The organism is Oceanibaculum sp. (assembly GCF_022449305.1).
Lineage (GTDB): Bacteria > Pseudomonadota > Alphaproteobacteria > Oceanibaculales > Oceanibaculaceae > Oceanibaculum > Oceanibaculum indicum.
Map to the genome: position 1 here is coordinate 40,934 of NZ_JAKUSO010000010.1, position 12,876 is coordinate 53,809.

Genomic DNA, 12,876 nt, shown 5'->3' on the forward strand with positions numbered 1-12,876 from the left:
TGGTCAGAATCTTCTGGCGCGCGATATCCCGCGCCATATCGCGGATCATCCGCTGCTCTTCGCTCAACCGCATGCCGCCCTCCCCACCGGCCTTTCCCCTACCAGGGGAATTCGGCCCCGTCATAGTTGAAGAACTTGCCGGTCTTGCCGATGTCCAGACCGCCGATCACCTTGCGCAGGCCGGTGACGCTCTCGCCCGTGGTGATGTCCGCCCCGGCACCGCCCATGTCGGTCTTCACCCAGCCCGGATGGAATACGGCGCAGGTGACGCCGCGATCCTTCAGCTCCAGCGCCAGGCAGCTGACCGCCATGTTCAACGCCGTCTTGGAGGAGCGGTAGAAGGCACTGCCGCCGCCATTCAGCGTGATCGAGCCCATGCGTGAGCTGATGAACGCCATGATCTTGCGGTCCGACGCCTCGACATGCGGCAGAAAGGCCTGAGCAACACGCAGCGGGGCGATGCTGTTCACCACCATCACCTCCTCCCACGCCTTGAAGTCCCACTCGCCGATGGCGAAGCCGCGCGGGCCGGAAATGCCGGCATTGTTCAGCAGCACATCAATCTTTACACCCTTCAGCTTTGCCGCCAGCGCGGCGACGGAAGCATCATCGGTTACCTCCAGCGCCTCGACCTGGACGCCGGGAACCGCCTTCAGCTCGCCGGCCTTGCCGGGGTCACGGGCGGTGGCGATGACCTTCCAGCCATCGGCGGCGTACTGCCTGGCGAATTCCAGCCCGATGCCACGATTGGCGCCGGTGATCAGAACGGTCGGCATGATCTTCTCCCCTGGTTTCCGGTAGGACCGCCCTGTTCACTCGCCTTCGGGGCGCTGGATGATGGCGGTCGTCTCGATCTCGATCTTGATTTTGGGATCGATGAACTGCGCGACAACCGTGGTGTTGGCCGGGCGGCACTCCGCGCACCATTTGCCGACGATGGGCGCCACAGTCTCGAAATAGGACGGATCGCCCAGATAGATGACGATGCGCACGAGGTCCGCCATCTTGGAGCCGGCCTCGACCAGCGCCTTGTCGATATTGCGGAAGCACTGCTCGGTCTGCTCAACGAGATCGTCGGAGATCGACATTTTCGCATAGTCGAAGCCGGTGGTGCCCGAGACATAGACCCAGTCGCCATGGATGACGGCGCGGCTGTAGGAGCAGAGCTTCTCGAAGCTAGAACCGGAGGAAATGCGGCGGCGTGTCATGCTGGCCTCTATCGGGTTTCGTTGAACAGTTCGCGGCCGATCAGCATGCGGCGGATTTCCGAGGTGCCCGCCCCGATCTCATAGAGCTTGGCGTCGCGCAGCAGCCGGCCGGTGGGATAGTCGTTGATATAGCCGTTGCCGCCAAGACACTGAATCGCCTCCAGCGCCATCCAGGTCGCCTTCTCGGCGGCGTAGAGGATGCAGCCCGCCGCATCCTTCCGTGTGACCTCGCTGCGGTCGCAGGCCTTCGCCACCGCATAGACATAGGCCTTGCTGGCATTCATCGTCGTGTACATGTCTGCCAGCTTGCCCTGCATCAGCTGGAATTCGCCGATGGATTTGCCGAACTGCTTGCGTTCATGCACATAGGGCACGACCACATCCATGCAGGCCTGCATGATACCAAGCGGCCCGGCGGCCAGCACCGCGCGCTCGTAATCCAGCCCGCTCATCAGCACGCGCACGCCGCCATTCAGCTGGCCCAGCACATTCTCCTCCGGCACCTCGCAATCCTGGAACACCAGCTCGCAGGTGTTGGAGCCGCGCATGCCCAGCTTGTCCAGCTTCTGCGCGGTGGTGAAGCCCTTCATCCCCTTCTCGATCAGGAAGGCGGTGATGCCATGCTGCGCCTTCTCCGGGTCGGTCTTGGCGTAGACCACCAGCGTATCGGCATCCGGGCCGTTGGTGATCCACATCTTGCCGCCATTCAGGATGTAGCGGTCGCCTTTCTTCTCCGCCTTGGTGCGCATCGAAACCACATCGGAGCCGGCCCCCGGCTCGCTCATCGCCAGCGCGCCGACATTCTCGCCAGAGATCAGCTTCGGCAGATATTTGCGCTTCTGCTCCTCCGTGCCGTTCAGCCGTATCTGGTTCACGCAGAGGTTTGAATGCGCACCGTAGCTCAGGCCAACCGAGGCCGAGGCGCGGGAGATTTCCTCCATCGCCACGCAATGTTCCAGATAGCCCATGCCGGCGCCGCCATATTCCTCGCCGACGGTGATACCCAGCACGCCGAGGTCGCCCATCTTGCGCCACAGATCCATCGGGAACTGGTTGTCGCGGTCGATATCGGCGGCGCGCGGAGCAATCTCGTCGGCCGCAAAGCCGCGCACCTGGTCGCGCATCATCTCGGCAGTCTCGCCCAGGTCGAAATTCAGCCCAGGCAGATCATTGGGGATGCTCATGGTTCCTCCCGGATTGGCTCTTGTCGGCCCGCCCCTCCATGAGACGCGGCCTTAATCATCAAATCAAGCGCATCCCATCAGGCGCGCTCGCCGCGTTCGGACGGGTTCAGCAGCATCAGCGTACTGAGCGAGGTGGCGACCAGCTTCTCCCGGCCTTCCTTCAGCGCGAAGACATCGGCCTGCGCGATGACGAGACGACGCCCCGGCTTCACGATACGACCGCGCGCCGCCAGCACCTCGCCAACGCCCGGCGAGACCAGGTTCAGCTTGTATTCCACCGTCAGGATCGACTGGTCCGCCGCCGCTGCCGTATAGCTGGCGAAGCCGCAGGCATTGTCGGCAATGGCGCCCACAACGCCGCCATGGAAGAAGCCGTCATGCTGCGTCAGGTCGGCGCGCCAGGGCAGGCTGATCTCGCAGGCACCGGGCGACAGTTCCGTCATCTCCGCGCCGATGAAATGCATGAAGGGCTGGCCGTCGAAGGCCTGCCTGACCCGCGCCTGATAGTCGGGATCGCTGATCGCGACCTGCATGGACGCCTCCCTGAGTGTCTTTTGGGGAAGCGTAATCCTGCCTTACGCGCGCGTCAATCAATCGGCGGCATCGAGCAGACGGTCGGTGCAGGCGGCCTCCAGCCGGTCCAGCTCGTCCAGGATGGCATCGATATCGTCGCGCTGCCGGCGCAGGAGGGCTCGGCGTTCGCGGATCTTGCCGACCAGATGGCGCAACTGCGCCCCCTCGCCGCTCTCCGGATCGTAGAGGCTGAGGATTTCCTTGATTTCCGTAACAGAAAAGCCGAGCCGTCGGCCCCGCAAGATCAGCTTCAGGCGAACCCGGTCGCCAGCGGAATAGACCCGCCTGTTGCCGCGCCGCGCCGGTGCCAGCAGCCCTTCCTGCTCATAGAAGCGGATAGCCCGGTGGGTGACGCCAAATTCCTCGGCCAGCTGCGCGATACTGAAGCTCTCAAACATGCCTCAGCGTTGCATAGATTTACGCATAGGTAAAGTTATGCCAGAACAAGGCCCAGATGCTCCGCCACCGGCAGGAAATCCCGGTCATCCTGCAGCAGTGGCGTACCGGTACTGATGCAATAGGCACCGATCAGCAGGTCGATGGTCTTGCGGATGGTGATGCCACGGCGGCGCAGGCCGCGATACTGGGCCGCCGCCAGAATTGCCCGCTCCGGCGTCACGAGGTCGAGGACGATCAGCGCCGTCAGTGCCCGCTCGGCGCGCTGCGCATCCGCCTCGGTCCGGAAACCCTGCAGCACCTCGCACAGCATCAGATCGCCGATGGCGATATCGTCCGTCTCGATATAGGCCCGCAGACGCTCCACCGCCGGAGTCAGCCGACCGTTGAAGAAGTCGATCCAGACCGAGCTATCGACCAGAATCATCCGGTGCGGCGTTCCGAACGGCTGTCGTCGAGATCGCCGTCCCACGGCAACATGCCCCGGAGCGCCAGCAGATCACGCTGCTTCTTGCGCCGGATCAGCAGGCGCAGCGCTTCCTCCACGGTCGCCTTCTTGGTCGGCAAGGCCGCAGCGGCCATGGCCTCCACCATCAGGGCGTCGTCTATATCGATATTCGTGCGCATGATCGCCCCCTATGTGTATGAACACCTCATATTATACACATTAGACGAGGCACAGCAAAGCACGCCCATCAGAGCACGAAGGCCGCTGCCAGCCCCAGGAAGGCGAAGAAGCCGATCACATCGGTGACGGTGGTGAGGAACACCGAGGACGCGACCGCCGGGTCGATCTTCAGCCGCTCTAGGCCGATGGGGATGAGCGCGCCGGACAGGCCGGCAACCAGCATGTTGATGACCATGGCGGCGGCGATCACCGCGCCGATCAGCGGTTCGAACCAGAAGGCGGCTATGGCGCCGATCAGCACGGCGAACAGCACACCGTTCAGCAGGCCGACCAATGCTTCCTTCCAGATCACCCGCAAGGCGTTGGAGGTGCTGAGGTCGCGCATGGCGAGCGCGCGCACCACGACGGTGACGGTCTGGGTGCCGGCATTGCCCCCCATCGAGGCGACGATGGGCATAAGGACGGCCAGCGCCACCACCTGCGCGATGGTCGCCTCGAAGATGGCAATGACGCCCGAGGCCATGATGGCCGTACCGAGATTGATGAGCAGCCACAGGAAACGCTGCTTGGTGGTTTCCAGCACATTGCTCTGAAGGTCGGATTCGGACACGCCGCCCAGGCGCAGGATATCCTCCTCCGCCTCCTCATCGACGATATCGACCACGTCATCGACCGTGACCCGGCCCAGCAGCCGCCCGCTGTCATTCACCACCGGGGCGGAGACCAGCCCGTACTGGCGGAACAGATGGGCCACCTCCTCCTGCGGGGTTTCGGCCTGCAGCCGAACGAAGTCGCCCGACATGATGTCGCGCAGCCTTATGGGCCGCTTGTTGTGCAGAAGCTTGCCCAGCGAGACGAGGCCGATGGGGCGGAAGCGCGGATCGACCACGAAGATTTCGTAGAAATCGTCCGGCAGGTTCGGGTTGGTGCGCATGAAGTCGATGGTCTGGCCGACCGTCCAGTGCGACGGCACGGCCACCAGCTCACGCTGCATCAGGCGGCCGGCAGAATATTCCGGGAAGGTGAGGCCTTCCTCCAGCAGGGCGCGGCCGGTCGGCTCCACCGCCTCCAGGATCGCCTGCTTCTCCGCGTCTTCCAGATCCTCAATGATGGCAATAGCGTCGTCGGAATCCAGCTCCGCGATAGCGCGCCCCACCGCCTCCGGCCCCAGAATTTCGATGACGTCGTCGCGGACATTCTCGTCCAGATAGGGCAGGACTTCCGGGTCGAACCCCTCGCGCAGCACCTCCAGCAGGATCGCGCGCTGCTCGTAGGACAGCCGCTCCAGAAGGTCGGCTAGGTCGGCGGCGTGCAGGCGCCTGGCCAGCTTGCCGGCCTTCTTCAGCTTCTCCTCGTCGATCGCCTTGGCGACCTTGCGCTCCAGCTTCGGCGTCAGCACAAAGCGCTTCAGCGTTTCCAGGGAAACCGTCGGTGGTGCTGCCTCATCCTGAACGGTGGCGGCAGTTTCGGCGGCCTGCCCGCCCGGCACCGTCTCGTCCCTGGCCTCTTCCTCTTCCGCCTCTGCCTCGGCAAGCGCTTCCAGCGCCTCCTCGGCTTCCAGCGCGGCGTCGGTCGCCTCGGCGGACAGGGTGGACGGGCCGTCCTCCGGCTCATGCGGCGGCTGGACCGCCTCGGGCGGCGGGACAGCGGCGGTCATGGTCTCGGCCAGCGTATCGACATCCGGCGCGGCGGACTGGCCGGCCGGCTGCTCTTCGCGCTTCTGGTCGGGTTCCGTCATTCGCCACCTCCGGCGCCGGATCGGTCTCGCCCTCTTGAGGGCGGCTCTGGGTTCGTGTCGCTTCTAGTACAATCCCGTCAGTGCATCTACCGCAGGGCCGTCAGACATAGACGCCGTGCGCCTCGGCCCCCTGGGCATCGACCACGGCAAGGGCCGACATGTTCACGATGCCACGCACCGTGACCGAGGGGGTCAGGATATGCGCCGGCAGGGCAGACCCCAGCAGGATCGGCCCGACCGACAGACCCTCGCCCAGTACCTTCAGCAAGTTGAAGGAGATGTTGGCCGCATCAAGGGTCGGCAGGATGAAAAGATTGGCCGCGCCCTGCAACCGCGAATTCGGGAAGATGCGGCTGCGGATCGCCTCGGAGACGGCGGCATCGCCATGCATCTCGCCCTCGACCTCCAGGCCGGGCGCCATCCGCATCAGCAGCTGCAACGCCTCGCGCATCTTGATCGCCGAATCGGTCTGGTGGCTGCCGAAGCTGGAATGGGAGAGCAGCGCCACCTTCGGCTCGATGCCGAAGCGGCGCACCTCGGCGGCGGCCAGCACGGCCAGTTCGGCGATCTCCTCGGCGGTCGGGTCCGGCGTTACATAGGTATCGGCCAGGAAATAGACACCCTTGGAGAGGATCAGCATGTTCAGCGCCGACATCTGGCGCACGCCGTCGGCCTTGCCGATCAGGTCGGTGATGTGGCGCAGATGGTCGTCATAGCGGCCAACCGTGCCGCAGATCATGGCATCCGCTTCGCCGCGCTTCAGCATCAGCGTGGCAATGACGGTCTGGCGCGTGCGCACCACGGTGCGGGCATAGTCCGGCGAGACGCCCTTGCGCTCCATGATCTGGTGGTAGAGCTTCCAGTAATCGGGATAGCGCGGGTCGCTCTGCGGGTTCACCACCTCGACATTCTCGCCCGGCACCAGCTTCAGCCCCATGCGCTTGATGCGGGTCTCCAGCACTTCCGGCCGCGCGATCAGGATCGGATGGCCGATCTTGTCCTCGATCATCTGCTGGGCGGCGCGCAGCACGCGCTCATCCTCGCCCTCCGCGAAGACGACGCGCTTCGGATTCTCGCGCGCCCGGTCGAACACCGGCTTCATGGCAAGACCGGAGCGGAAGACGAACTGCGTCAGCTTTTGCCGGTAGGCCTCGAAATCCGGGATCGGGCGCCGCGCCACGCCGGATTCCATCGCCGCCTTGGCAACGGCTGGGGCAATCTCCACGATCAGGCGCGGATCGAACGGTTTGGGGATGATGTAGTCCGCACCGAACACCAGCTCCTGGTCGCTGTAGGCGGCGGCCACAACGTCCGACGGCTCCGCCATGGCGAGGTCGGCGATGGCCTTCGCGCAGGCGATCTTCATCTCCTCATTGATGACCGTGGCGCCGACATCCAGCGCGCCCCGGAAGATGAAGGGGAAGCACAGGACGTTGTTCACCTGGTTCGGGAAGTCGCTGCGCCCGGTCGCCATGATGGCATCGGGGCGGACCGCCTTCACCTCGTCCGGCATGATCTCCGGCGTCGGGTTGGCCAGCGCCATGATGATCGGCCGGTCGGCCATCTTCGCCACCATCTCCGGCTTCAGCACGCGCGGCGCGGAGAGGCCGAGGAACACGTCGGCGCCCTCGATCACCTCGGCAAGCGTGCGCGCGTCGGTCGCCTGGGCATAGCGTGCCTTGTACTTGTCCATCAGTTCGTTGCGGCCTTCATGGACCACGCCGACGATGTCGGTCAGCGTCACATTCTCCCGCCGCACGCCCATATGGACCAGCAGATCGACGCAGGCCAGCGCCGCCGCACCAGCGCCGGAGGTGACCAGCTTCACATCCTCGAACTTCTTGCCGACCACGCGCAGCCCGTTGAACACGGCGGCGGCAACGATGATGGCGGTGCCGTGCTGGTCGTCATGGAAGACCGGAATCTTCATGCGCTCGCGCAGCCGGCGCTCCACCTCGAAGCACTCCGGCGCCTTGATGTCCTCAAGGTTGATGCCGCCGAAGGTCGGCTCCAGGCTGGCGATGATGTCCACCAGCTTGTCAACATCCAGCTCGTCGATCTCGATATCGAACACATCGATGCCGGCGAACTTCTTGAACAGCACGCCCTTGCCTTCCATCACCGGCTTGGAGGCCAGCGGTCCGATGGCGCCCAGCCCCAGCACCGCCGTGCCGTTGGTGACGACGCCGACGAGGTTGCCGCGCGCGGTCAGGCTGAAGGCCTCCTCCGGATCGTCCACGATGGCATTGCAGGCTACCGCCACGCCCGGCGTATAGGCCAGCGCAAGGTCGCGCGCCGTCGCCACCGGCTTGGTCGAGGTGACCTGGATCTTCCCCGGTACCGGATTGCGGTGATAGTCGAGCGCGGCTTCGCTGAAATCGTCGGCCATTCTGTTCCCCGATGTCTGGTCCGCCTGGATCATAGCCAAGAAAAAGGCCCGCGGAAGGTCCGGCGGGCCGTTTCTTACCAAAAATGGTGCGGTCGAGAAGACTCGAACTTCCACCCGATTTCTCGGACAGCGACCTCAACGCTGCGCGTCTACCAATTCCGCCACGACCGCATATCTAAGAAAGGCGTTTCCGCCTTTGAGGTAATGTCAACGCCGCCGGGAAAGCAAGCCTTGCCAAACGGTGCGCGCGGACATACCAAATCCCGAGGGGCACCGCAAGGCGCGTTCGCCCCGAACCCATGTTTTTCCGTCCGATAGGTGCCCCGTGCCCGACGGCTCGCTCTCCACTGCTTCCCAGATTGCCACCCCGGAATGGCGCGTCAGCGACCTGCCGGTTGCCTATCCCGAGGCGCTGGCCGAAATGGATGTCCGCGTGAAGGCGATCCGCGAGGGCAGCGCGCCGGAGCTGCTGTGGCTGCTGGAGCACCCGCCGCTCTATACCGCCGGCACCAGCGCCCGGCGGGAAGACCTGCTGGAACCCGACCGTTTCCCGGTCTATGAGGCCGGGCGCGGCGGCCAGTACACCTATCACGGGCCGGGCCAGCGCATCGTCTATGCCATGCTGGACCTGAAGCAGCGCAATCCGGATGTGCGCTGCTATGTTCACGCGCTGGAGGAATGGGTGATCCGTGCGCTCGCCCGCTTCAACGTGACCGGTGAGCGCCGCGAGGGACGCGTCGGCATCTGGGTCGTGCGGCACGATCTGGGCCTGCCGATGCGCGAGGACAAGATCGCCGCCATCGGCGTGCGCGTGCGGCACTGGGTGACTTTCCACGGCCTGTCGATCAATGTCGAGCCGGAGCTGTCGCACTTCCAGGGCATCGTGCCCTGCGGCATCGCCCAACATGGCGTCACCAGCCTGGTCGATCTGGGCCTGCCGGTGACGATGGAAGATCTGGACGTTGCCCTGCGCGATACCTTCGACGAGGTGTTCGGCGCCGACACGAAGCTCTGCCAGAAAGCCTAGGCGGCACCGTCCAGCGCGCGGATCAGCCGGTCCACCTCATCCGCCGTGTTGTAATGCACCATGCTGACCCGGACGACGCCGTCCTCGCGGTCCAGCCCCAGCGCCTCGACGCAGCGCGGCGCGTAGAAATTTCCGTTCCGCGCGGCGATCTTGTGCGGTAGCAGGCCGCGCGTGACTTCAAGCGAGGACTTGCCCTCCACCGTGAAGCTGATGGTCGGCGCGCGCCTTGCCGGATCGGCAGTGCGCTGGCCGATCACCCGGATATCCTTCCGCGCGGTCAGATAGTCCAGCAGCCGCGCGGCCAGCGCCTCCTCCTGCCCGGCAAACAGATCGAACACGGCGGCTGAGCGCTTCTGGAAGCTGTTCTCCGATGCCGGGAAATGATGCGCATGAACGGCGTCCAGGTAATCGGCGATGCCGGCCAGCGCCGCCACGTCCGGCTGGTTCTTGCCGCCCGGCGCCAGGTGATAGGGCACGCTGCCGGCGATGAAATCATGATTCTGGTTCTCCGCCTTCGCCAGCAGCTCATGCCGGCCATAGAGCAGCGCCTGATGCGGGCCGTAGGTCTTGTAGAGGCTGAAGACGTAGAAATCGACATCGAGCGCCTTCATGTCCAGCGCCCGGTGCGGCGCATAGGCGACACCATCGACGAAGATCAGCGCGCCGGCCTCATGCACCATCCGGGCAATCGCCGGGATGTCGTTGATGGTGCCGACGATGTTGGAGCAATGGGTGACGCAGACCAGCCGGGTCTTCCCGTTCAGAAGCGCCTGCAGGGCCGGCAGTTCCAGCTCGCCCGTCTCCGGGTCAATACGCCATTCCCGGATCGTCGCTCCACTCGCCGCCGCCAGCCTTCGCCAGGCGCCGACATTGCATTCATGATCCTGGTTGGTGACGATGATCTCGTCACCGGGGCCGAACCAGCCGCGCATCGCCTGCGCCAGCACATAGGTCAGCTGCGTCGCCGACGGGCCGATGACGATCTCGTCCGACCTTGCGTTCACCCATTCCGCCATCAGGTCCGCCGCCGCGGCCACCGCCTGGGTGGCGCGGCGCGACAGATCATATTCCGCGCCATGCTGCACCCGCATGGTGGAGAGATAGCGGCTCATCCGGTCCACCACCGCCTGCGGCACATAGGAGCCGCCGGCATTTTCGAAGAAGGCCCAGGGGCCGGCCTCGGGGTCGGAAAAGCTGGGAAACTGGCGGCGGACGAAATCGAGGTCGAGGGGGGTCAAGTGCGGCTCCCGGTTCAAGTGCTATGCCTTTGCGGCTTCATCAGGCAAGCTAGGGACCGGATGCAGGCAAAGTCAATCGACGGGGCGGCATGAGCGAACATGACTGGATGCGGCTGGTCTATCTGACCCTGCTGCTGGCCTTTCTGGCGCCGGCCTTCTATTACCGCCGGCGCCTGAAATCCGATTTCTGGAAGGATGCGATCATCTGGATCGCGCTGGGCGGCGTGCTGGTCGGCGGCTACCTGCTGTTCCTGGGGTGAGGTTCTGTTCCTCCCCCGATGCCCTTCGAGACGCCCGCTGAAAGGGGCTCCTCAGGGCGAGGGCATGGTTGGAATAACGCCCGCGCCCCAAACTCTTTTCAGCCTCTGACGGTGCCTCCTGGTGACCTCATGCTGAGGAGGGCCGCCAAGGCACTTGGAGGCCCGTCTCGAAGCATAGGGCGACCTGCTCCCTATCCCCGCCCACGCTCGTCCGTATCCGGGCCGATGCCCATGCCCAGCATGGATTGCAGGCCGATGGCCTGGCTGGTGGTGGCGCCCAGGCTCTTCACCAGCGTCAGCACCAGCGCGCGGATGAAGGGGTTGGCATCCTCCAGCAGCTTCCAGAACACCTTCTCGGTGACCACGGCGCAGATGCAATCCTCGGCGGCGCGCACGCTGGCCTTGTGCTTGCGCCGCTCGATCAGGGCCATTTCGCCGAAGATGGCCCCCGTCTCCAGCCGGGCGATCATCAACTCGCGGCCATTCACCGTGCGGAACACCACGACCGAGCCCTTCTCCACCACATAGGCGGCATCGGCGCGCGTGCCCTCATGCACGATGACCGTGCCCTTGGAGAAGCTGTGGCCCTCGAAGGCGTCCATGGCGGCTCCTAGCGGCCCTCGAAGTCCGGCGTGGCCTTGGCCAGGAAGGCCTTGTAGCCGGTCTGGAAATCCTGCGTGTCGAAAGCGGCATAGCCTTCCGCGATCTCCGCCTCGGTCAGCGGCGCGGCCTGCTCCAGCCGGCGGGCGAACTTCTTGTGCCAGCGGTTGACCAGCGGCGCGCCGGCGACAATGCGGGAAACGCTCTCGGCTACCGTCGCATCGATCTCGGCATCCGGCACGACCCGGTTCACCAGCCCCTTCTCCTTCGCCTCCGCCGCGCCGAACACCCGCGCCTCATAGAGGATTTCCAGTGCGTTGGTCTTGCCGACCAGGCCGATCAGCGCGGCGATCTCGCTATAGCCCATGGTCAGGCCCAGCTTGTTCACCGGCACGCCGAAGCGGCTGCTTTCCTGGCAGATGCGCATGTCGGCAAGGCACGCGATCTCCAGCCCGCCGCCGACGCAGATGCCCTTCACCTTCACCACCACCGGATGCGGGCAGTCAGCAATCGCCTCCATCGCCCCATCCATCAGCTTGCCGTACTCGGCGGCCTGCGCGGCGCTGGCGCGCGCCGTCTCGAACTCCGAGATATCGGCGCCGGGGCAGAAGGCGCGCTCCCCCGCCCCGGTCAGCACGACGCAGCGCACGGACGGGTCCGCCGAAACCTCATGGAAGGCATCGCGTACGCCGATCCACATCGCCCGGTTCAGCGCGTTCAGCTTGTCCGCCCGGTTCAGCGTGATGGTGGCGACGGCGCCGTCGCGGTCCAGCAGGACGACCGGATCGGTTGCGGTGGACATGGCGGTTTCCTCTTTTCTTTCGGATGCTTGCCCCGATGCTAGCCGCTTTCAGCCCTTCGGCAAATCGCTATAGCCGCATACCCGGTGCCGCACCGCATAGTCCGGCGCCATCTCGCCAATCGGGGCGATGTCCCAGCTCCATTCGGTGCCGCCCGCCGGCAGAGAAAGCCCATAGAGCGGGTCGATCTCGCCGATCACCCCGCCCTGCGGGTCCAGCACGATGCGCTTCACGTCGGTGACGAGGCACACCCGCCCCGGCAGGCGGCGCAGCCAGTCGAGATGCGCGCGCACCAGCCCGGCGGCGAAGGCGTCGGTCTGCTCCTCCGTCTGGCCCAGCCTTTCCAGCTGGCTAACCGGCACATAGGCTAGCTGCGACATCAGATTGAGGGAGATCACCAGATCGGCGCCGCGCACCGCCGGCAGATCGGGCGGCGATGGCGGCTCCATGCCGGGGGATGGCCGCCCGCCGAGGCCGGTCAGGTCGGCATCCAGCAGCGTAAGACGCGGGGTCAGCGCGGCGCGCAGCCTGACCCGCCAGGGATGCGCGACATCGACCAGCACGACCCGGCGGAACGTCGCCAGAAGATCGCCCAGCGGCACGTCGAGCAGTGCGCCGGAGCCAAGCACGGCGACACTCTCCCGGCCCGGGCACGCCGCCACCGCCTCCATAATGACCTGTTTCGCCGCTTCCAGATGCGGTCGCCACGCACCGCGGTGTCGGCGGTAGCGGTAGAGGATGCCGCGCCCTTCGGCATGGTAGGCGGCCAGAATATCGGGATCGGAGATCATGCCCGGAAAATACTCCAACCGTTACAGGGGAACCAGACGCAGGC

General features: G+C 65.3%; 15 protein-coding genes and 1 tRNA gene. 2 read left to right on the top strand and 14 right to left on the bottom strand.

Annotated features, from left to right (window positions below; all coding sequences use genetic code 11):
* Positions 1–98 precede the first annotated feature (98 nt).
* The 10 genes from MK313_RS05360 to MK313_RS05405 all read right to left on the bottom strand — a co-directional run bounded on the left by MK313_RS05360 (position 99) and on the right by MK313_RS05405 (position 8,287).
* On the bottom strand, positions 99–776 hold the full coding sequence (locus MK313_RS05360; protein ID WP_008944886.1) for an SDR family oxidoreductase: 678 nt from the start codon (positions 774–776) through the stop codon (positions 99–101).
* Positions 777–812: 36 nt separating this feature from the next.
* Positions 813–1,208, bottom strand: coding sequence for a RidA family protein (locus MK313_RS05365; RefSeq protein WP_008944885.1), 396 nt, complete (start codon positions 1,206–1,208; stop codon positions 813–815).
* Between the two features lie 8 nt (positions 1,209–1,216).
* Positions 1,217–2,392 (bottom strand): isovaleryl-CoA dehydrogenase, encoded by a 1,176-nt coding sequence (locus MK313_RS05370; protein ID WP_287780375.1) that lies wholly within the window; start codon positions 2,390–2,392, stop codon positions 1,217–1,219.
* A 77-nt stretch (positions 2,393–2,469) separates the two neighbouring features.
* The gene (locus MK313_RS05375; protein ID WP_008944883.1) at positions 2,470–2,925 is read right to left on the bottom strand and encodes a PaaI family thioesterase; all 456 of its coding nucleotides are present in this window, start codon (positions 2,923–2,925) and stop codon (positions 2,470–2,472) included.
* Between the two features lie 57 nt (positions 2,926–2,982).
* Positions 2,983–3,363, bottom strand: coding sequence for a MerR family transcriptional regulator (locus MK313_RS05380; protein WP_287780376.1), 381 nt, complete (start codon positions 3,361–3,363; stop codon positions 2,983–2,985).
* Between the two features lie 35 nt (positions 3,364–3,398).
* Positions 3,399–3,788 (bottom strand): PIN domain nuclease, encoded by a 390-nt coding sequence (locus MK313_RS05385; protein ID WP_287780377.1) that lies wholly within the window; start codon positions 3,786–3,788, stop codon positions 3,399–3,401.
* Entirely contained in the window at positions 3,785–3,988 is a 204-nt protein-coding gene (locus tag MK313_RS05390; protein WP_287780378.1) for a type II toxin-antitoxin system VapB family antitoxin, read from the bottom strand. The genes MK313_RS05385 and MK313_RS05390 overlap by 4 nt, the downstream gene beginning before the upstream one ends.
* Before the next feature lie 68 nt (positions 3,989–4,056).
* Positions 4,057–5,727 (bottom strand): magnesium transporter, encoded by a 1,671-nt coding sequence (gene mgtE, locus MK313_RS05395; protein WP_287780379.1) that lies wholly within the window; start codon positions 5,725–5,727, stop codon positions 4,057–4,059.
* A gap of 100 nt (positions 5,728–5,827) precedes the next feature.
* Positions 5,828–8,116, bottom strand: coding sequence for an NADP-dependent malic enzyme (locus MK313_RS05400; RefSeq protein ID WP_287780380.1), 2,289 nt, complete (start codon positions 8,114–8,116; stop codon positions 5,828–5,830).
* Between the two features lie 84 nt (positions 8,117–8,200).
* Positions 8,201–8,287: transfer RNA gene (locus MK313_RS05405), tRNA-Leu, on the bottom strand.
* 154 nt (positions 8,288–8,441) lie between these two features.
* Between MK313_RS05405 and lipB the strand changes: the two genes are divergently transcribed.
* On the top strand, positions 8,442–9,143 hold the full coding sequence (gene lipB, locus MK313_RS05410; RefSeq protein WP_287780381.1) for a lipoyl(octanoyl) transferase LipB: 702 nt from the start codon (positions 8,442–8,444) through the stop codon (positions 9,141–9,143).
* Here lipB and MK313_RS05415 read toward each other — a convergent pair.
* Positions 9,140–10,381 (bottom strand): cysteine desulfurase-like protein, encoded by a 1,242-nt coding sequence (locus tag MK313_RS05415; protein ID WP_287780382.1) that lies wholly within the window; start codon positions 10,379–10,381, stop codon positions 9,140–9,142. The genes lipB and MK313_RS05415 overlap by 4 nt on opposite strands.
* Before the next feature lie 89 nt (positions 10,382–10,470).
* On the opposite strand from MK313_RS05415, the gene MK313_RS05420 reads away from it, so the two are divergent.
* Complete coding sequence (locus MK313_RS05420) at positions 10,471–10,641, top strand: hypothetical protein (protein WP_156816276.1); 171 nt, start codon at positions 10,471–10,473, stop codon at positions 10,639–10,641.
* 191 nt (positions 10,642–10,832) lie between these two features.
* Here the strand turns inward: MK313_RS05420 and MK313_RS05425 are convergent, their stop codons facing one another.
* From MK313_RS05425 to MK313_RS05435, 3 genes are read right to left on the bottom strand one after another with little or no spacing between them, the layout of a single operon-like run.
* Positions 10,833–11,243 (bottom strand): Crp/Fnr family transcriptional regulator, encoded by a 411-nt coding sequence (locus MK313_RS05425; protein ID WP_287780383.1) that lies wholly within the window; start codon positions 11,241–11,243, stop codon positions 10,833–10,835.
* Positions 11,244–11,251: 8 nt separating this feature from the next.
* Complete coding sequence (locus MK313_RS05430) at positions 11,252–12,043, bottom strand: enoyl-CoA hydratase/isomerase family protein (RefSeq protein ID WP_287780384.1); 792 nt, start codon at positions 12,041–12,043, stop codon at positions 11,252–11,254.
* A 48-nt stretch (positions 12,044–12,091) separates the two neighbouring features.
* On the bottom strand, positions 12,092–12,832 hold the full coding sequence (locus MK313_RS05435) for a hypothetical protein (protein ID WP_287780385.1): 741 nt from the start codon (positions 12,830–12,832) through the stop codon (positions 12,092–12,094).
* Positions 12,833–12,876: the final 44 nt, after the last annotated feature.